An 18,798-nucleotide genomic window follows, 5' to 3' on the forward strand; every position below is an offset into this window, starting at 1 on the left:
TCGGGCACCGCTTGCGACGCGTGGACATCTGACCGGGTGCACGGCGGGCCCGTCGGTGCCGGGCGGGCGGTGCTGGACGCGCCGATGTCGACGTAGCGGAGACGTACCGGAGGGGACACGACCATGAGGACGCTGGTGCTGGGCAGGACGCCCGCCAGGGTGACGGCTGTGCTGGCCACGTTACGCGGGGACGGATTCGAGGTGGAGGGCGTCAGCACCGACGACGAGGCCAAGGCGCTGCTGGCGACCGACAGGTTCGAGGTGCTGATCATAGGCGGGGGCGTGGGGCCGGGCTCCCGCGCGGCGATCAAGGAGTTCGCGGCGGGCCACCGGGTGCGGCGGGTGATAGACGGTGCGCTGACCGAGCCGTTCGACGTCTACGTGCGGCGGGAATTCGAGCCGGTGATCCGAGAGGTCGCCGCCGAGGGGTGAGGTCGCCGCAGGCGGTCGGGCGCGAGGACCGCGGGGCGGCCGGAGGCGGTACTCGCTCTCCCCCGGGATTCCGGTCGCCCGCGGTCAGGCGGGGGCGTTCAGGCGCTGTGACCGGGTGATGCGCGCTACCGCCGGCCCGGATACTCACGCGGAGTAGCGCCCGTGTGCGCCGGTGACCCGCGGAATCCGATCAAGGCCCGATATCCCGGATCCGGGTGACTGGGACCGCATCGAACGGGCACGCGAAAGAGTATGAATGCACGCAAGAAAGGCAGCGTCCCCCAGACCCACCTGACCCCGGACCTCCCGCCGGCGGTCGAGGTCCCCGACCTCCCGCTCAAGCCGGCCCCCAAGGACCGCCCCGCCCCTCGCGTGGGCCGCGGCGACGAGTCCCGCACTCGCCGGCCGGGCCGCGACGGCACTCCCTAGTTCCCGGCCGGCCACCGTACCGGGCCCTCCCCGGCACTGGGCATGAGGCCACTTCCCACGCTGTACCCGGGACCGCTCCCGGCGCTGAGCCCGGCATTCGCCGCGGCCAGGGAGCCCTCTGGCCGGCGGCCCCGTACCTCCCCGTCATCCGCAACCCGCTCCCCGCGTCGCCGCCCGGTACCGGCGACGTGAGCGGCGTCAGCGGGCGATCTCGGCGGGCAGGCCGAAGGCCCGGAAGACCTCGGCCTCCTGGAAGACGGTGTTCCTGCTGATGCCGGCGGCGGTGACGGTGAAGACCTGCAGGGTGTGGAGCTCGAAGCGGCCGCTGCCGCCCTCCCGGTAGGCCGCGAAGGCCGGCTGGCCGTTCGCCGCGACCAGGACGAGACGCCAGCTGGTGCCGGCCTTGTCGAAGACCCAGCCCATGAAGCGGCTGTAGTTCTCGGGCCCGACGAACCAGTTGAGCATCGGGGGCATCTCCATGACGACGTCATGGGCGAGGAGTCGCTTGAGCCCCTCGATGTCCGCCCTCTCGAACGCCGCCATATAGCGCTCGACGCAGGCCCGCTGCTCCGCCTGGGTGGGCTCCGCGACCTGGTCCTCCAGGACGCCCGCCTCGTCCAGCCGGGCGCGCGCCCGCTGCAGCGAGCTGTTGACCGAGGCGACCGTCGTGCCGAGGACGTCCGCGGTCTCGGCGGCGGAGAAGGCGAGCACCTCGCGCAGGATCAACGCGGCACGCTGGCGCGCGGACAGGTGCTGCATCGCGGCGACGAAGGCCAGCCGCAGACTGCCGCGGTCGACGGCGGCGCCCGCCGGGTCCCCCAGGTGCAGCAGCGCGTCGGGCACGGGCTGGAGCCAGGTGACCTCGCCGCCGGGGACCAGCGGCTGGAGGGGCTCGCTCTCCGCGACCATTCCCGACGGCAGCGGTCGGTGGCCGCGGCTCTCCAGCGCGGTCAGGCAGGCGTTGGTCGCGATCCGGTACAGCCAGGTGCGCAGCGAGCCGCGGGCCTGGTCGTAGCGGTCCCGCGCCCGCAGGGCCCGCAGGTAGGTCTCCTGCACGAGGTCCTCGGCGTCGTGGACCGAGCCGAGCATCCGGTAGCAGTGGGCCAGCAACTCCGGCCGGTACGGCTCGAGTCGACGCTCGAAATCCGCCATGTCCCCGATCGTGGCCGCCACTGCCCACCCCCCTTTTGCCGCTTCCCCTCGCCGCGGACCCTATCGCGCCCGAAGAAGTCGCCGCGGGCGCGATGAGTTCCGGCCCCGCCGCCGGTATGTATCCGCGGAGGCGAAGACTCCCGGTGAGCCGCAGGCCGCGGCGATCCGTACCAGTACGGTGAAGCGAGGGAAACCTTGAGTACGAACCAGAGGCGCGCGGCTGACGAGACCGCCATCCTCAAGGTGCTGAAAGACCTCTACGAGGCCTGGGACGACAACGACGCCGACGCCTTCGTGGCCGACTACACCGAGGACGCCAGCGCGATCCTGCCCGGGTCCTACCGGAAGTCCCGCGACGCGATCCGCAACAGCATGGCGGCGGGTTTCAGCACCTTCCTGAAGGGCTCGACCACGATCGACAAGGTGCTCGACGTCCGCTTCCTCGGCGACGACAACGCCGTCGTGGTCAGCGAGACGGGCGTCCTCTTCGCCGGTGAGGCGGAGGTGCCTGCCGACCGGCTGGCGATCGCGACCTGGGTGGTCACCCGGCGGGACGGCCGGTGGCTGCTCGCGGCTTACCACAACTGCCCCGCCGCCACGCCCGCCGGCTGAGGCCGCACCCGGCCCGGCGCCCCTCGTCCGCTGCGGCGGAGGAGGGGCGCCGGGCGCCGGATTCCCGGCGGGGGCTGTTGTTCGAGGGACTGGGGGAATCATTGGTGATATCGCGAGGGGTGGGGCAGTCCGCTCAACCGAAATGAGCCATCGGGCGCTGCAATAATGCACCTTCAGTTTCCCGGTGGGGGTCTGCGCAAGCCCGGCTCTCTCCCAAGTGGAATTCGGGCAAGGAGTTTCTCAAGAGGAGGTCGCGCGGGGATCGGCCATGGTAGACCTGCCTCGAAGGCGTTACGGAGGGGGGATGTTCGGCAATGGGTGACGACCAACTGGGATCGGACTCCGATGAGGAAACCGGGAGAAGCGGAATCTGGAGAGGCAGGGGTGGCGCAACGCAAATCATCGTCGCCGTGATCGGCGTCGTGGGAGCCGCACTCGCGGCTGTGCTCACCGGAATGTTCACCAACGGCGGCAATAGCGACAGCTCCCCGCCTCCGGCCTCCGGGACGCCCTCCTTACCGGCGACGAGCAGCCCACCGCAGGCCACGCCCGCAGTGTCGACTGCCTGCGGCAAACACCTGCGGATCGTCGCCCCCCAGCAGAATTACCAGATCGCGGACGGCAATCTCGGCACCACCGTTCAGGTCGAGGCCTGCGACCTGAACGGCGACACGGGATGGATCTTCGATTTCGACCCCCGGGGCGACCAGGCGTACTTCCTCGACGGCACGGCACCGTACGCCCCGATCGCGCCGAGCGACGGCAGCTGGCACATCGTCGATCAGGGGATCGGAGACGTCGGCGAGGTGAACACCCCTCATATCATCTACCTGGCCGAGGCATCGCCGCAGTGCGCCAGCGCGCTGCGCACGGCAAAGCCCGACAAGAACGGCGACGTCAGCTTCAAGACGCTGCCCACCGGCTGCACGGTCGTCGATCACGTCGACGTGACGGTAGTGGCGTATCCCTCCGAGTCCCCGAACTAGGGCCTGTCCGGCGGATCATGCCGGGCCTGCGACGCCCGGCACCGCACCCCTCCCCCTGCCTTCGGCGGGAGGTGCCCCCAGCGTTGTCGAATCATCCTTGTACGACCCGGTACGAGGACGATTCTCCGCCTTGCGATGTACGGCACCGGACGCCGCAGGCTGATCCGCCATGATCCGCCGGACAGGCCCTGGCACTCGCAGCCCACAAGCACTGCGGCATGACCGGCCGCCCGACCCGGGCGGCAGGACCTCCCGTACACGGTGGGAAGGCGCAACCCGACCCGGTTCCTGCGGTGTTCGCACCCCGAGGGGCGTCAGCACCGCCGGAAGGCGGTACGCTGCGACGCCGCTGTCGTGGTCACGACGGCGGCGTCGCCATTGGCCTGCCGGTACATCCGGCGCACGTGGCACGTCACTTCAGTCACAGCACGTCGAAAATGGGGGCACCACATGGCCATTCGCAAGTCCACCATGCAGGAGCAGGTGGCCGAGGCCATCGCGCAGATCAACCCGGGCGACCGGCCGATCGCCACGATCCACACCGTGACCGGCCCGAGCCCGTGGCTCATCAACTCACTGGGTGCCATCGCCCAGCTGTTCGTGAAGTACTACTTCGTCACGGTCACCGAGCAGGCCGTGGTCTTCCACAAGGCGGGCCGGATGAGCGCCCGTCCCAAGGCGCTGGTCGTGGCGATACCGCGGAACGAGGCCGCGGCCCTGGTCAGCGACGTCAAGCGGAAGGCCGTGTGGAGCTCGCTGAAGTTCCAGCTGCCCGGCGAGGCCAAGCCGACCCGGCTGAACGTGGCCCGCTACTGGCGGCCCGAGCTGGACCAGTGGGTGCCCGCGGTCACCGGCACGCCGGTCACCGCCTCGTCCTGACACGCGCGCCGCGGGGCCGCTGACCGGTCCCGCACGGACGCCGAACGGCCCCTGCTCTCCGCGCGCCGAACGCGCGGAGAGCAGGGGCCGGGGTGTTCCCCGTGGTCACCGGCGCGCGTCCGGCAGGAACTGCCAGGCGCCGGCCGGCGTCAGGGCGGCGGAGCCGGGCACGGGACGGCCGGCGGAGGTCACCGAGAGGTGGGCGAGGTCGACACCGCGGCCCTCGTAGACCGGGTCGGTGGTGTAGCGCCAGCGGAGCTGGAAGACGCCGGCCGGCTGCGGAATCTCGGCGTGCGCGTGCCACCAGGCGCGGACGGACTGCCCGGACAGCGAGGCCGGCGTGCCGGGCGGCGCCCCCTGGCCGGTGACGGTCAGCGGCAGCGCGTGCCAGGTGGCGCCGCCGTCCGTGGAGTCCTCCAGGCAGAGCAGGTCGGTGGACTCGGTGTTGACGAAGGCGGCGAAGTCGACGTCCACCGGGGCGGTCGCGGTGAGCGGGCCGGTGGACAGGGTGCTGGTGGTGCCGCCGGCCTGGCCGGAATACCAGAGCGGGCCGCCGCCGGGCACCGCCACCCGCATGGCCTGCGACATCGCCACGCCGATGGCCCGGCGCGGCGGGTTGGTCGAGGGGGTGGCCCGGGTGGGGTGCACCCGGTTGCTCAGCAGGATGACGAAGGACCGCGACTGCGGGTCGATGACCAGCGAGGTGCCGGTGAAGCCGGTGTGCCCGAGGGTCTGCGGGCCGGACAGTCCGCCCATGTACCAGATCTGGTCCAGCTCGAAGCCCAGGCCGTGCGAGTCGCCGGGGAAGGCCTGGTTGAAATTCTGCTCCATCAGCCGGACGCTGTCCCCGTCGAGGATGCGATGCCCGCGGTACGTACCGCCGTTGAGGATCGTCTGGGCGAGCACCGCCAGGTCGTCGACGGTGGAGAAGACGCCCGCGTGGCCGGCCACGCCGCCCAGCGCCCAGGCGTTCTCGTCGTGCACCTGGCCTCGCACCATGCCGCGCGCGGGACTGGTCTCGTACTCGGTGGCCGCGATCCGGGGCAGCTTGTCCGGCGGCGGGTTGTAGCCGGTGTCGGCCAGTTGCAGCGGCGTCGTGATGCCGTCGTGTACGAGGGTGTCCAGCGGCTTCCCCGTCACCTTCTCCAGGACCAGTTGCATGCTGAGCATGTTGAGGTCGGAGTAGAGATACGTGGTGCCCGGCGGGTGGATCGGCTCGGCGTCGAGGATCGCCTGCTCGCGCGAGGGGATGTCGGAGTAGCCCTGCCACAGGGAGGGCACCGGGTCCGCGTCGAATCCCGAGGTGTGGGTGAGGAGTTGCTCGACGGTGATGTCGCCCTTGCCGTTGGCGGCGAATTCCGGGAGGTAGTGCGCCACCGGGGTGCCGAGGTCGATCCGCCCGGCTTCGAGCTGCTGCATGGCCACGATCGAGGTGAACAGCTTCGACAGCGAGGCCAGGTCGTAGAGGGTGTCGGTGCGGGCCGGGACCCACTGGTCCGGGGGCAGTTCAGTGGTGGTGCCGGCGTACTTGACCGCGTAGCCGCCGGCGCCGCGTTCGACCACCACGCCGTCGTGCGCCATCAGCGTGGTGGCGCCGGGGAAGAGGTAGCCGGCGCCGGCGGACGGGTCCTCCCAGCCGGCCATCCGCTGCTCGAAGGCGTCGATGGGCGCGGCGTCGAGCCCCGCGTCGCGCGGGCTGCCGCGGCGGAGCACGGTGCCGACCGGTGCGAACCCGGTGTACGGCCGGTCGAAGCGGCTGCCGTCCGCGTGGTGCGCCGCCGGGACGGCGGCGGCGCTGCCGGCCAGCGGGAAGGTGAGGGAGGAGAGCAGCACGACGGCTGCCGCCAGTACCGGAATCCGCATGGGAACCTCGTCCGTCGGGGCCGTCGCGTCATGGTGTGGGCGGCCGTGGGGGTGGCTTCCGCAAGCTGTTCACCATGTGTTGATCGGGATCGGTAAATTACTGACCCCCGGATGCCCGGTCAACCACGCCCGAAGAAAAACGGTCCGCTCACGCCTGTCGTGTCGATCGGCGCTCGCGCCGTTCGACCTGGGATAGAGAGGGCCGAGACGCGACCCCCGACCGAGGAGACGACGATGGCGAAGTACATGCTGATCATGCGAGGCACGGACGAATCCGTCGCGAAGATGATGGAGACGCCCTTCGAGGACATGATCGAGGCGATGGGCCGCTTCAACGAGGAGATGATCCGGGCGGGCGTGCTCGTGGCCACCGAGGGCCTCGACGACCCGTCGCAGGGTGTGGTGGTCGACTTCAGCGGGGAGACCCCGGTGGTCACCGACGGTCCGTACGGGGAGACCAAGGAGCTGTTCGGCGGCTTCTGCCTGCTCGACGTCGCCTCGAAGGAGGAGGCCGTCGAGTGGGCCAAGCGGCTGCCGGCGATCACCGGTTCGAAGGTCGAGATCCGCCGTGTTCCGGGCATCGACGAGTTTCCGCAGGACAACGAGTGGATCGTCAGGGAGCGGGAGTGGCGCGAGCGGACCGGCCAGATCTGATGCCCGAGGTCGTCGGCGGCCCGCCCGGCGCCGAGGCGGCGCGGCGGGCCGCCTCGGCCGTCTGGCGGATCGAGTCCGCACGGATCGTCGGGGCGCTGGCCCGTTACACCGGGGACTTCGCGCTCGCCGAGGACGTCGCGCAGGAGGCGCTGGCCGAGGCGCTGGTCAGCTGGACGCGCGACGGTGCGCCGGCCAATCCGGTGGGCTGGCTGCTGGCGACCGCACGGCGGCGGGCCATCGACGCCTTCCGCCGCAGGTCGGCGCTCGACGCGCGGTACGCCCTGCTCGCGGGCCGGCTGGCCGAGGGCGAGTTCAGTTCGGGCGTGCAGACCGGGCCCGGGCGGGTGGACGACCTGCCGTGGGACCCCGACCGGGTCGACGACGACGTCCTCGCGCTGATGTTCACCGCCTGCCACCCGGTGCTCTCGCCCGAGGCCCGGGTGGCGCTCACGCTGCGCGTGGTGGGCGGCCTGTCCACCGAGGAGGTCGCCCGTGCCTTCCTGGTGACCACCCCGACCGTCCAGGCCCGGATCACCCGGGCGAAGAAGACGATCGCCGCGGCGGGCGTACCGTTCGAACTGCCGCCGCCCGAGGAGCGGCGCGAGCGGCTCGGTGCCGTCCTGAGCGTGCTGTACGTGATCTTCACCGAGGGCTCGACCGCGACGGCCGGCGACCGCCTGCTGCGGCCCGACCTCGCGTACGAGGCGGTCCGGCTGGCCCGGACGCTGGCCGCCCTGCTGCCCGCCGAGCCGGAGGTCCACGGGCTGCTCGCGCTCTTCGAGCTCACCGCCGCGCGCTTCCCGGCGCGTACGGGGTCCGACGGGGAGCCGGTGCTCCTGGAGGACCAGGACCGGCGCCGGTGGGACCGGTCGGCGATCCGCCGCGGTCTCGCCGGCGTCGGGAAGGCCGTCGGCGCCGGGCGGGGCCTGGGGCCGTACGGCCTGCAGGCCGCGATCGCCGCCTGCCACGCGACGGCGCCCTCGGTGCGGGAAACGGACTGGGAGCGGGTGGTGCTCCTCTACGAGGCGCTCGGCCGGGTGGCCCCCTCGCCCGTCGTCGAGCTCAACCGGGCCGTGGCCGTCGCGATGGCCGGCGGACCACGGCAGGCGCTGGACGTCGTGGACGAACTGGCCGTGTCCGGCCGCCTGTCGGGGTCGTACCTGCTGCCGAGCGTGCGCGGCGAGCTGCTCACCCGCCTCGGCCGCACCTCCGAGGCGCGGGCCGAGCTGGAACTGGCCGCCCGGCTGTGCGGCAACGCCCGGGAGCGGTCCGTGCTGCTGCGCAAGGCGGCGGCGCTGGAGTGAGGCGCGCGGCGGGCACAGCGGATCGGGAGAACGAGGCGCGCGGGCGGCACCGGGATCGGGAGAAGTGGGCCAGGAAATCGTCGCGGAAGTGGGCCTGAATATCGGCCCACACAGCCGGTACCGTCACCGGTATGACAACCCGATCGCAGCGCCGCCTGGCCCTGGCCCAACTCGCCAACTCCGTTGGCGACGGCGCCTTCTACGTGACGTCGGCGCTGTACTTCACCCGGGTCGCGGGACTGTCCCCCGCCCGGGTGGGACTCGGGCTCACACTCGCCTGGGCCTTCGGCTCGCTGGTCGGCGTACCGCTCGGCCGGGTCGCCGACCGGCGCGGGCCGCGCGGCACCTCGGTGCTGCTGGCGCTGGCCACCTCGGCCGCGGTCGGCTCCTTCCTGCTGGTGCGGGGCTTCGCCTTCTTCGTCGCCGCCGCCTGCCTGTACACCGCCGCGCAGTCCGGTCTGGCGGCGTCCCGGCAGGCCCTGCTGGCCCGGCTGGTTCCGGCCGGTGAGCGGACCGGGCTGCTGGCGCGGCTCCAGTCGACGCTGAACGGCGGTCTCGCGGTCGGCGCGGCCCTCGGCGGGCTCGCCCTGAGCGCCGGGACGGCCGCGGCCTACCGGGGCGCGCTCGCCCTGGACGCGGTGTGCTTCCTCGCCTGCGCGCTGCTCCTGACGCGGCTGCCGAGGACGGCACCGAACGCGACGGCGGTACCGGAGGCGGTGCCGGTGGCCGGCGCGGAGCGGACCCCGCGCGAGGGGATACTCCGGGACCGGCCGTACGTGCTCGTCACGCTGCTCAACGCGATCCTCATGCTCCGGCTGCCGCTGCTCAGCCTGGTGCTGCCGCTGTGGATCACCGAGCACACCGAGGCCCCGGCGTGGGTGGCGTCCGGCCTGTTCGTCCTCAACACCCTCGCGGTCACGCTGTTCCAGGTGCGGGCGGCGCGCGGCATCGCCGGGCTCGGCAGCGCGCTGCGGGCGGTACGGCTGTCAGGGCTGGTGATGCTCGCCTGCTGCGCGGTCTTCGCCCTGTCGGCGGGTCGCTCGGCGGGGCCGGCCACGGCGATCCTGGTGGCGGGCGCGGTATTGCAGGTGGTCGCCGAGATGCAGCAGTCGGCGGGCTCCTGGCAGCTCTCCTTCGACCTGGCCCCGCCGGAGCGCATCGGCGAATACCAGGGCTTCTACGGCACCAGCGTGACCGTCGCCCGCACCCTGGGGCCGCTGGTGCTGACCACCATGCTGCTGGACTGGGGCACACCGGGCTGGCTGCTGCTCGGCGGGCTGATGACGGTGGCGGCCTACGCCACCGGCCCGGCCGCGCGCCGTGCCGACCGGCACCGCGCGGCTCGTGCCGCGGTCGGCGACGACGGTCCCGTACGGGACGCCGAACTGCCGCAGCCGGCCTGACCGGCGAGGCAGACTGACCCCCATGACACCTGACGCACTCAAGGCCGTCTGCCTGGGACTGAACGGGGCGGTCGAGACCTTCCCCTTCACCGCGGAGACCTCCGTCTTCAAGGTCGGCGGGAAGGTTTTCGCCATCACCGCCCTGGACGCCGACCCCCTGAGCGTGAGCCTGAAGTGCGATCCCGAGATCGCGGTGCGGCTGCGGGCCGCCCATCCGGAGATCACCGGCGGCTGGCACCTCAACAAGCGCCACTGGAACACGGTGCGCCTCGACGGATCGCTGCCCGACGGGCTGGTCCACGAGATGATCGAGGACTCCTACGATCTGATCGTCGCCAAGCTCCCGCGCGCCCAGCAACTGCTGCTGGACTGGCCCGGCGTGCGCAGGCCCGACGAGCCCTGAGGGCCGGACCGGCCGGGCCCGGGCGCGGGCCCGGGCGGGTTCGGCGAGGCGGCGGGAGAGTGGCGCACCGCCTTGCCTCGAAAGTGGCCCACACGGAGGGGACACCCGACGCATACGGTCGAGAACACGGCGCATCGAATGCCCTGCCGACCCAGGCGGGCATCTGTGTGCTCGACCGCCGCCGTGCCGCCTTCGCGGGACCCCGCGGCGGCCGCCCGCATCGTGTCAGACAGCCCCAGGAAGGAGGCCCACAGTGGCCCCCACCCCGCTCGACGCCCTCCCGTTTCCCCGTAGTGCCACGGCCGCCGCAGCCCTGGAGGTGGCCACCGCCTACCACTCCCCCGCGCTGCTGAACCATTCGCTGCGCGCCTACGTGTGGGCGGCCGCACGCGGCACGGCGGAAGGCATCGCCTTCGACCCGGAGCTGCTCTACGTCGCCGCGCTCTTCCACGACCTCGGGCTGGTGCCGGCCTTCGACAGCCACACCGTCGCGTTCGAGGAGGCCGGCGGCCACCTCGCACGGGTCTTCGCGGCCGGCGCCGGATGGCCGGCCGAGCGGCGTACGCGCCTGTCGGACGTGATCGTCCGGCACATGTGGCCGCGGGTGGAGGTGTCCGACGACCCCGAGGGACACCTGCTGTCCCGGGCCACCGCCACCGAGATCGTCGGCAAGGGCGCCGACGAGCACCCGCCCGCCTTCCGCGCCGAGGTGCTGGCACGCTACCCCCGGCTGGACCTCACCGCGCAGTTCCTGGCCTGCTTCCAGGACCAGGCGGCACGTAAACCCGACAGTTCCGCGGCGCGCGCGGTGGGGGCGGGCCTCGCGCAGAAAATGGCCGCCGATCCGCAGGCCGCTGACACGGGAGCGCCCCCGCCTCCCGCGCCGGGGCGCGCGCCGGCCGGGCACGGGTGACGATGGTAGGTGGGGGCGCCGTCGAGGACCGGGAGAGGCATGAGTGACGCCGGAGCCGGAATGCCTGCCGCAGAGGACTACCTGCCCATCGCGGAGCACGGCCTCATCGGGGACCTGCGGACGGTGGCGCTGGTGGGCACCGACAGCCGGATCGACTGGTTCTGCGCACCGCGCTTCGACTCGCCGAGCATCTTCGGGTCCCTGCTCGACGCGCGCAAGGGCGGGCACTGGACCATCAGCCCGATGTGCGAGCAGGCATCGGGCCAGCAGTTCTACTTCCCCGAGACGAACATCCTGATCACCCGGATGCTCACCGAGGACGGCATCGTCGAGATCCAGGACTTCATGCCCCTGGTGCGCGAGCACGATCCCGACCACAGGCAGCAGCTGGTGCGGCGGGTGGTCGGAGTGCGCGGCCGGCTGAGGATGCAGATGCGCATCGCCCCGCGCCTGGACTACGGCCGCGCTCCGCACCGGACCGACGTCCTGCCGGCCGGCGTCCGCTTCCGCGGCGACAGCCTCACCGTGAGCGTGGACAGCGACGTGCCGCTGCGGGCCGACGGCGACGATGCGTACGGGCAGTTCCTGGTCGGGCAGGGTCAGAGCATGGTCTTCGTCCTGCACACCGCGGACACCTCGGACGACGCGGACACCACGGGCACCACGGGCGGCGCCGACGGCGCCGACCCCGTCGCCCCGCCGGACGGTGACGCCGTCGACGCGCTCTTCAACGCCACCGCCGCGTTCTGGCACCGCTGGCTGCACCAGTGCACCTACACCGGGCGCTGGCGGGAGATGGTGCACCGTTCGGCCCTGACGCTGAAGCTGCTCACCCACGAGCCCACCGGCGCGATCGTGGCGGCGCCGACGCTGGGTCTGCCCGAGAAGCTCGGCGGCGAGCGCAACTGGGACTACCGCTACGTCTGGATCCGCGACGCCGCCTTCTCGCTCTACGCCCTGCTGCGGCTCGGCTTCACCGACGAGGCGCAGGGGTTCATCAAGTGGCTGACGGCCTGCCTGCGCAGGACGGACGGCAACGAGTACGGCCCGCTGCGGGTGCTGTACTCGATCGACGGGCGGGCGCGGCTGCCCGAGCACGTCCTGGACCACTTCGAGGGCTACCGCGGCTCCCGCCCGGTACGGGTCGGCAATGACGCGACCGACCAGCTCCAGCTGGACATCTACGGTGAACTCATCGACTCCATCTACCTGTTCAACAAATACAGCGTCGGCATCTCGCACGACAGCTGGATGGACCTGTGCTTCATCACGGACTGGCTGCTGGACAACTGGGACCGGCCCGACGAGGGGATCTGGGAGACCCGGGCCGGGCGGCAGAACCACACGTACTCGCGGCTGATGTGCTGGGTCGCCGTCGAGCGGATGACCCGGATGGCCCGCCAGCGCGGGCTGCCCGGCGACCTGGTGCGCTGGGACCTCGCCCGGGACAGGATCTACCGGGAGATCATCGAGCACGGCTGGAACGAGGACGCCGGCACCTTCGTCCAGCGCCTCGACGGCAGGCCGCGGCCGCCCGGCGCGGAAGGGGCGGGGCAGCCGGAGCAGTCCGGCCGGCCGCGCCCGGTGGTCGACGCGGCCCTGCTGCTCATGCCGATGGTGAAGTTCCTCTCGCCGGCCGACCCCCGGTACCGCTCCACGATGGACGCCATCGAGGAACAACTCGTCATGGACAGCCTGGTCTACCGGTACGACCCGACGATGTCGCCCGACGGGCTCGCCGGTGCGGAGGGCACCTTCTCCATCTGCTCCTTCTGGTGGGTGGAGGCGCTGACCCGCTCCGGGCAGATCGAGAAGGCCAGGCTCGCGCTGGAGAAGACCTTCACCTACGCCAACCACCTCGGTCTGTACGCCGAGCAGATCGGCGTGACCGGCGAGCACCTGGGCAACTTCCCGCAGGCGTTCACCCATCTCGCGCTGATCAGCGCCGCGTTCAACCTCGACCGCGCCCTGCACTGAAACGCCCGGGCCACCGGCCCGACCAGCAGCGCGGGCCGGGTGGCGAACGAACCAGCTCTTGAACCCCCGGCTATCCGCACGTCGGTTCCAGGACGCCGCGGCGCAAGGTTGCAGCACCAGGGTCGGGTCTGCCACCTCGACCCGAAGGAACCGAATGTCCGACCTGTCCCGCAGAAAATTCCTGGGCGCCGCCGCCACCGTCACCGGTGCGGCCGCCGTGGGTGCCGCGACGCCCGCTGCCGCCGCGGCGGCTCCCGGGCACGGCGACGAGCACGCCCACCCGAGCGGCCACACCGGTCACCGGCACGGTGACATCCGCGACATCGAGCACGTCGTCGTGATCATGCAGGAGAACCGCAGCTTCGACCACTACTTCGGTTCCCTCAAGGGCGTTCGCGGCTTCGGCGACCGTTCGGCGATCCGGCTGCCCGGCGGGGCGTCCGTCTGGGAGCAGCCGAAGACGCCGACGGAGGGTGCGCCGACGCAGTACCCGTGGCGGCTGAGCGGCGCGAAGTCCTGGAGCGGCGACACCCCGCCGAGCGCGGAACTCGGCGCGGCCAACTACGGCGGCACCAGCCACGGATGGACCGACCAGCACGGCGCCTGGTACGGCGGCCTCATGAACGGCTGGTACTACGCCAAGGGCGGCCCGACCACTCTCGGCTACCTCGACCGCAGGGACCTTCCGTTCCACTACGCCCTCGCCGACGCCTACACGGTGGGCGACGCGTACCACTGCTCGGTGCTCAGCGCGACCGGCCCGAACCGCACCTACCTGTGGGGCGGCACGATCAACGCCGACAGGAAGCACGGGACTTTCACGGCCAACGACGGCGGTGACGAGCGCGACAGGTTCCTGCCCTGGGAGTCCTACGCCGAGACGCTCCAGAAGGCGGGCGCGAGCTGGCGGGTCTACCAGTGCGAGGACGACTACGGCGACAACGGCCTCGAGTACTTCAACACCTTCGCCAGGGTCGACCCCACCCAGGGCGGCACGGCCGCACCGGGGAACGTCTACTACGACAACGGCGTCAAGAACGTCCCCGAGCCGGCCACCGGGCTCGCGGGCAACGCCGACAACATCAACGCCGCGATCCGCGCCGACGTGCTGAACGGCACGCTGCCGCAGGTCAGCTGGGTCGTCAACAACCAGTTCTTCTCGGAGCACCCGGTCACCGCCCCGAGCAACGGCGCGTACTTCCTGCGCGGAGTGCTCGACGCGCTCAACGCCGACCCGGACGTCTTCAACTCGACCCTGGTGATCATCAACTACGACGAGAACGACGGCCAGTTCGACCATGTCGCGCCGCCGGTCCCGGCGCCGGGCGAGAGCGACGAGTTCGTGTCCGGCACCATGAGCCAGTACGGCGTCACCGAGCCGCTCCCGGTCGGCCTCGGCTTCCGGGTGCCGCTGATCCTCATCTCGCCCTGGACCCGCGGCGGTTGGGTGACCTCCGAGGTCTCCGACCACACCTCGGTCATCCAGTTCCTGGAGAAGTGGACCACCGCGCTCGGGACGCCGGCCATCTCCCCCAACATCAGCAAGTGGCGCCGCAAGGTCTCCGGCGACCTCACGAGCGCCTTCGACTTCGGCTCGCCGGTCTACGGGCTGCCGCACCTGCCCGACACCGGCGAACTGATCCCGGAGACCCGCTACACCCCGCTGCCGGGCGACAACACGATGCCCACCCAGGAGAAGGGCACGAAGCGGGCCCGCCCGCTTCCTTACCAGCCCAACGCCCAGCTCACCGGTTTCGCCCACGGCAGTGCGACGCTGGCCTTCAGCAACGACGCGCCGTTCGTCACCAAGGCCAGCCACTTCACCGTCTACAACAACCTGGGCGGCTTCCCGACGCTGGCCGAGTACCCGTCGAGGTTCCCGGGCCAGTACACCGTCGGCGCCAAGGGCACGGCCACCGGCGTCGGCCCTGTCGGCTCAGCCGAGGGCGACACCGCGTACGACCTGACCGTCACCGGACCGAACCGGTTCCTGCGCCGCTTCGTCGGCGACACCGCCACCGCCGGCAAGGACCTCGTCGTGGAGGTGGCCTACTACGACGGCAGGGCGGCGGGGCACCCGAAGCTGACGCTGACGCTCCACAACAACGGCCGCACGCCGGTGACCTTCACCGGCAGGCACGACCACTACGTCTCCTGCCCCCCGGAGCGGCTGCGGGTCGCCCCTGGCAGCCGGAAGACGTGGGTGGTCGACGCGGTGGACGTCAGCGACGGGTGGTACGACGTGACCGTCACGGCCGACAGCGACGACGCCTGGTCGCAGCGGTTCACCGGCCACCTGGAGACCGGCAGGGCCAGCGTCACCGGCTGACCCGGCACGACCGCGACCGGCACCTCCCACCGCACCGGGGGGACGGTGGGAGGCCGGCCGGTCGCGTCACACGGTGAAGGGGCCGTCGTCGGGAGCGACGGGGGCGGGGAGTTCGGTGGTGCCGGTCAGGTAGCGGTCGGCGGCGGCCGCGGCGGAGCGCCCCTCCGCGATGGCCCACACGACGAGGGACTGGCCGCGGCCGGCGTCGCCCGCCACGAAGATCCCGTCCGTAGGGTCCGGCGCGTCCGCACGGTCGCCCGCCCGCGCCCCGAAGCCGCCGTCGCGGGCGATGTTCCCCTTGCCGTCCAGCGACAGCCCGAGCTGCTCCAGGAGGCCCGTACCGCGTTCCGGTCCGGAGAACCCCAGGGCGAGCAGCACCAGTTCCGCCGGGATCAGCCGCTCGGTGCCGGGCCGGGGGTGCCGCGCCCCGGGTTCCACCTCCGTCAGGTGCAGGGCGCGCACCTGGCCGCTCGCGCTCCCCTCGAAGCGGAGGGTGGCGGCGGAGAAGACCCGCGGATCGCTGCCGGCCCGCCCCCTGGCCTCCTCGTGGGCGTGCGAGATCCGGTAGACCCGCGGATACGTCGGCCAGGGCTCGGCTTCCCGCCGGGTCTCCTGCGGCTCGGGGTTGATGTCCAGCTGCACCGCCGAGGCCGCGCCCTGGCGCAGGACCGTGCCCAGGCAGTCGGAGCCGGTGTCCCCGCCGCCGACGATGACCACGTGCTTGCCCTCAGCGGTGATCGGCGGGTCGGCGCAGTCGCCCTGCGCGACGCGGTTGGCGAGCGTCAGGTACTCCATCGCCTGGTGGATGCCGGACAGGCTCCTGCCGGGCACCGGAAGCTCCCGCTGCTCCCGGGCCCCCACCGCGACGACCACCGCGTCATGCCGCCGCGCGAGCTCCGCGGCGTCGAGATCGCCGCCGACGTCCGCACCGGTACGGAAGGCGGTGCCCTCGGCCCGCATCTGCCCGATCCGCCGGTCGAGCTGGCCCTTCTCCATCTTGAACGAGGGGATGCCGTAGCGGAGCAGCCCGCCGATGCGGTCGGAGCGCTCGTAGACGGCGACGGTGTGTCCCTGGCGGGTGAGCTGCTGGGCCGCCGCGAGCCCGGCGGGTCCCGAGCCGATGACGGCGACGCTCTTCTCGCTGTGCCGTTCCGGCGGCTGCGGCTCGGCGTATCCCCGCTCCCATATCTGGTCGGCGATCGCCTGCTCGACGTTCTTGATCGTCACCGGATCGGAGTTGATGGCCAGCACGCACGCGTCCTCACACGGGGCCGGGCACAGCCGCCCGGTGAATTCCGGGAAGTTGTTCGTCGCGTGCAGCCGCTCGGCGGCGGCCCGCCAGTCGCCGTGCGCCGCGTAGACATTCCACTCCGGGATGAGATTCCCCAGCGGGCAGCCGTTGTGGCAGAACGGGATGCCGCAGTCCATGCAGCGCGCTGCCTGCTCGGAGACGAGGGGCAGCAGCGCCTGGCCGGCGTACACCTCGTTCCAGTCCCCCAGCCGTTCGTCGACGGGGCGGGGCGCAACCGGACGGCGGGGGTATTTCAGGAAGCCGTAGATATCGGTCATGCGGCGCCTCTGGGGCCCACTCGCGGAATCGCGGTCTTCCCCCAGCCTACGACGCCCGGCACCCGTGACGACGCAGCGGCGGAACGCCGCGACCTGGCCGCGACCTGGCCGCGACCTGGCCCAGCGGATCACGACGACGTCAGGACAGACCCTCGTCCAGGCGGCGCAGATTGCGCTTCTGCCTGCGGTAGCCGAAAAGGGCGAAGCCGTCGAAGAACATCACAGCGGCGACGAGCGGGAGTGCCGCCAGCCAGCTGTGCGAGGCGATGCTCAGTCCGGCGACGATCAGCAGGAGCACGCTGAAGGCGGGCATGACCCAGCGCGCCCGCCTCAACTGCTGTCGACGGCGGCTTACAAGACCGCGCATCTGTTCTTGTCGGACCGCGTCGTCAGGTATCCGCCCTTTGGCGAGCATCCGGTTCAGCGTCACGACGTCCGCGTCCTGGCTGCCGGCCGCGCGCAGGTCGCGGGTGCGCCGCCTCCGATAGGCCCAGACGGCGATTCCCGCGTAGACGACGGCGTTCAGCACGGCACCGATCGGTGAGCGGCTGGGCCGGAAGGCCATCAGGATGCCGGTGCCGAGGACGACCAGCAGCGCCGCCCACATCCACAGATGCCGGTCGATCCAGCGATTCATGCCCTTCACGAGACCCTCCCCTGACCGATTCCCCTGGACGTCCTGCGCGGTCGGCTACCCGGTGGGGTCGCGGGTACGGAGCTCCACGCCCGAACTACGCACACCGGCGTAGACGCGCCGGCCCGGTGGACGCCGGCGGCGTCCCTGGGTCGCCGTCCGCGCCGTGGCAGCCGATATAGGGGGCATGCGGAAGGCAAGGGTCCCGGCGGCGCGGAGGTAGTGCGGATGAACGACACGGAGTGGTTGCTGCTCGCCCTGCTGGCGGTGGTGGGGGTCGTCACGCTGGCGATCGCGGTCAGGGTGCTGGTCAAGCTCGTCCGCTCACGGCGGCTGCTCAAGGACTCGGGCATCCCCATGTCCACCAAGACGATGTTCTGGGCGTCCATCGTCTATCTGGTCTGGCCGGTGGACCTGCTGCCCGACCCGATCTACCTCGACGACATCGGCTTCCTGCTGCTGGCCCTGCGCTCCCTGCACGCGGCGGCCAGGAAGGCGGGCGTGCGCTACGCCGTCCCCGCGGGTGAGCGGAGCGCACCGGACCGCGCGGACCGGGCCCGGCTCCGCAAGTAGTCGCACGGGCCGGGCGGGCGGCACGGGGGCCGGACTACCAGTCCAGCTCCGCCTGTACGGTCTTGCCGCCGTGCTCGGGGACGACGTGCACCCGGCGGGCGAGGCTCTGGACGATGGGCCAGCCGCGGCCGCCGGTCCGGTCGGGAGTGCGCGTGTACGGGCGGCCGGGGCCGGTGTCCCGCACGGTGATCCCGATCCCGCCGGGCAGCAGGCAGACCGTCAGCGTGAGGGGCCCGGGAGCGTGGCGGACGGCATTGGTCACCAGCTCGGAGACGACCAGCAGGACGTCGTCCGGAAAGGTGCCGCCGGCATGCGGGGCATGGTCGCGCAGGAAGAGCCCGGCGACGTCCCGCGCCTCGGCGATGCAGCCGGAGGCGCCGTCGAAGTCCACGCGCACTTCCGGAGGACGGGCGTCGTGCGGGGTGGCCGGCGGGAGTTCCATCCAGCCTTCCTTTCCGCTGAGTGTCCCACCGCCCGAGCGTTTCACCACTGTTTGTGACCACCTCGTCGCAGCCGGGACGTCCGTCCCTCGTCACTTACCCCGAGCAGGGTACCCAGCTTGTCTTTTCGCATCCCGGCCGCACCGTTTTGCGTAGGTATGACCGGTGTCCTGTGGCGTTTCGCCGGGGTACGACTTCCCTTCTAGTGCAGATTCACTACTCTGAAGTGGTGCCAGTAGCCCATAT

18 protein-coding genes are annotated in these 18,798 nt (G+C 71.9%); 13 read left to right on the forward strand and 5 right to left on the reverse strand.

Features of this window, described 5'->3' with window-relative positions; all coding sequences use genetic code 11:
* Positions 1 to 123 precede the first annotated feature (123 nt).
* The gene (locus tag BUE44_RS25540) at positions 124 to 432 is read left to right on the forward strand and encodes a hypothetical protein (protein WP_073501339.1); all 309 of its coding nucleotides are present in this window, start codon (positions 124 to 126) and stop codon (positions 430 to 432) included.
* 252 nt (positions 433 to 684) lie between these two features.
* Complete coding sequence (locus BUE44_RS37610; protein WP_159450302.1) at positions 685 to 861, forward strand: hypothetical protein; 177 nt, start codon at positions 685 to 687, stop codon at positions 859 to 861.
* A 198-nt stretch (positions 862 to 1,059) separates the two neighbouring features.
* Here BUE44_RS37610 and BUE44_RS25545 read toward each other — a convergent pair whose 3' ends face one another.
* Entirely contained in the window at positions 1,060 to 2,034 is a 975-nt protein-coding gene (locus tag BUE44_RS25545; RefSeq protein WP_265737179.1) for a sigma-70 family RNA polymerase sigma factor, read from the reverse strand.
* 174 nt (positions 2,035 to 2,208) lie between these two features.
* On the opposite strand from BUE44_RS25545, the gene BUE44_RS25550 reads away from it, so the two are divergent.
* From BUE44_RS25550 to BUE44_RS25560, 3 genes are all read left to right on the forward strand, one after another.
* Positions 2,209 to 2,625: an SgcJ/EcaC family oxidoreductase gene (locus tag BUE44_RS25550; RefSeq protein ID WP_073501340.1), complete on the forward strand. Its 417-nt coding sequence runs from the start codon at positions 2,209 to 2,211 to the stop codon at positions 2,623 to 2,625.
* Positions 2,626 to 2,939: 314 nt separating this feature from the next.
* Complete coding sequence (locus BUE44_RS37160; protein WP_143172583.1) at positions 2,940 to 3,611, forward strand: hypothetical protein; 672 nt, start codon at positions 2,940 to 2,942, stop codon at positions 3,609 to 3,611.
* A gap of 450 nt (positions 3,612 to 4,061) precedes the next feature.
* A complete protein-coding gene (locus BUE44_RS25560; RefSeq protein ID WP_073501342.1) occupies positions 4,062 to 4,490 on the forward strand; it encodes a hypothetical protein in 429 nt (142 codons plus the stop codon).
* Between the two features lie 105 nt (positions 4,491 to 4,595).
* Here BUE44_RS25560 and BUE44_RS25565 read toward each other — a convergent pair whose 3' ends face one another.
* Positions 4,596 to 6,353 (reverse strand): serine hydrolase, encoded by a 1,758-nt coding sequence (locus tag BUE44_RS25565; protein ID WP_073501343.1) that lies wholly within the window; start codon positions 6,351 to 6,353, stop codon positions 4,596 to 4,598.
* Between the two features lie 234 nt (positions 6,354 to 6,587).
* On the opposite strand from BUE44_RS25565, the gene BUE44_RS25570 reads away from it, so the two are divergent.
* The 7 genes from BUE44_RS25570 (at position 6,588) to BUE44_RS25600 (ending at position 15,336) form a co-directional block, all read left to right on the forward strand.
* A complete protein-coding gene (locus BUE44_RS25570) occupies positions 6,588 to 7,007 on the forward strand; it encodes a YciI family protein (protein ID WP_073501344.1) in 420 nt (139 codons plus the stop codon).
* Positions 6,980 to 8,311, forward strand: a complete 1,332-nt coding sequence (locus BUE44_RS25575; RefSeq protein ID WP_073501345.1) for an RNA polymerase sigma factor — start codon at positions 6,980 to 6,982, stop codon at positions 8,309 to 8,311. Before BUE44_RS25570 ends, BUE44_RS25575 begins: the two co-directional genes overlap by 28 nt.
* Before the next feature lie 131 nt (positions 8,312 to 8,442).
* Entirely contained in the window at positions 8,443 to 9,714 is a 1,272-nt protein-coding gene (locus BUE44_RS25580) for an MFS transporter (protein ID WP_073501346.1), read from the forward strand.
* Between the two features lie 22 nt (positions 9,715 to 9,736).
* The gene (locus BUE44_RS25585) at positions 9,737 to 10,117 is read left to right on the forward strand and encodes an MmcQ/YjbR family DNA-binding protein (RefSeq protein WP_073501347.1); all 381 of its coding nucleotides are present in this window, start codon (positions 9,737 to 9,739) and stop codon (positions 10,115 to 10,117) included.
* Positions 10,118 to 10,370: 253 nt separating this feature from the next.
* A complete protein-coding gene (locus BUE44_RS25590; protein WP_073501348.1) occupies positions 10,371 to 11,030 on the forward strand; it encodes an HD domain-containing protein in 660 nt (219 codons plus the stop codon).
* 39 nt (positions 11,031 to 11,069) lie between these two features.
* A complete protein-coding gene (locus tag BUE44_RS25595; protein ID WP_079190077.1) occupies positions 11,070 to 13,007 on the forward strand; it encodes a glycoside hydrolase family 15 protein in 1,938 nt (645 codons plus the stop codon).
* A 154-nt stretch (positions 13,008 to 13,161) separates the two neighbouring features.
* Positions 13,162 to 15,336 carry a phosphocholine-specific phospholipase C gene (locus BUE44_RS25600; RefSeq protein WP_073501350.1) on the forward strand — a complete coding sequence of 725 codons (2,175 nt, stop codon included), beginning with the start codon at positions 13,162 to 13,164 and terminating at the stop codon, positions 15,334 to 15,336.
* Between the two features lie 66 nt (positions 15,337 to 15,402).
* On the opposite strand, the gene BUE44_RS25605 is transcribed toward BUE44_RS25600, so the two are convergent.
* Positions 15,403 to 16,905 (reverse strand): glutamate synthase subunit beta, encoded by a 1,503-nt coding sequence (locus BUE44_RS25605; RefSeq protein WP_073501351.1) that lies wholly within the window; start codon positions 16,903 to 16,905, stop codon positions 15,403 to 15,405.
* 139 nt (positions 16,906 to 17,044) lie between these two features.
* Entirely contained in the window at positions 17,045 to 17,551 is a 507-nt protein-coding gene (locus BUE44_RS25610) for a hypothetical protein (protein WP_073501352.1), read from the reverse strand.
* Between the two features lie 216 nt (positions 17,552 to 17,767).
* On the opposite strand from BUE44_RS25610, the gene BUE44_RS25615 reads away from it, so the two are divergent.
* Entirely contained in the window at positions 17,768 to 18,112 is a 345-nt protein-coding gene (locus BUE44_RS25615) for a YkvA family protein (protein WP_073501353.1), read from the forward strand.
* Positions 18,113 to 18,146: 34 nt separating this feature from the next.
* Here BUE44_RS25615 and BUE44_RS25620 read toward each other — a convergent pair whose 3' ends face one another.
* Positions 18,147 to 18,554 carry an ATP-binding protein gene (locus BUE44_RS25620; RefSeq protein ID WP_073501354.1) on the reverse strand — a complete coding sequence of 136 codons (408 nt, stop codon included), beginning with the start codon at positions 18,552 to 18,554 and terminating at the stop codon, positions 18,147 to 18,149.
* Positions 18,555 to 18,798 lie beyond the last annotated feature (244 nt).

It is taken from the genome of Actinacidiphila paucisporea (genome assembly GCF_900142575.1).
Lineage (GTDB): Bacteria > Actinomycetota > Actinomycetes > Streptomycetales > Streptomycetaceae > Actinacidiphila > Actinacidiphila paucisporea.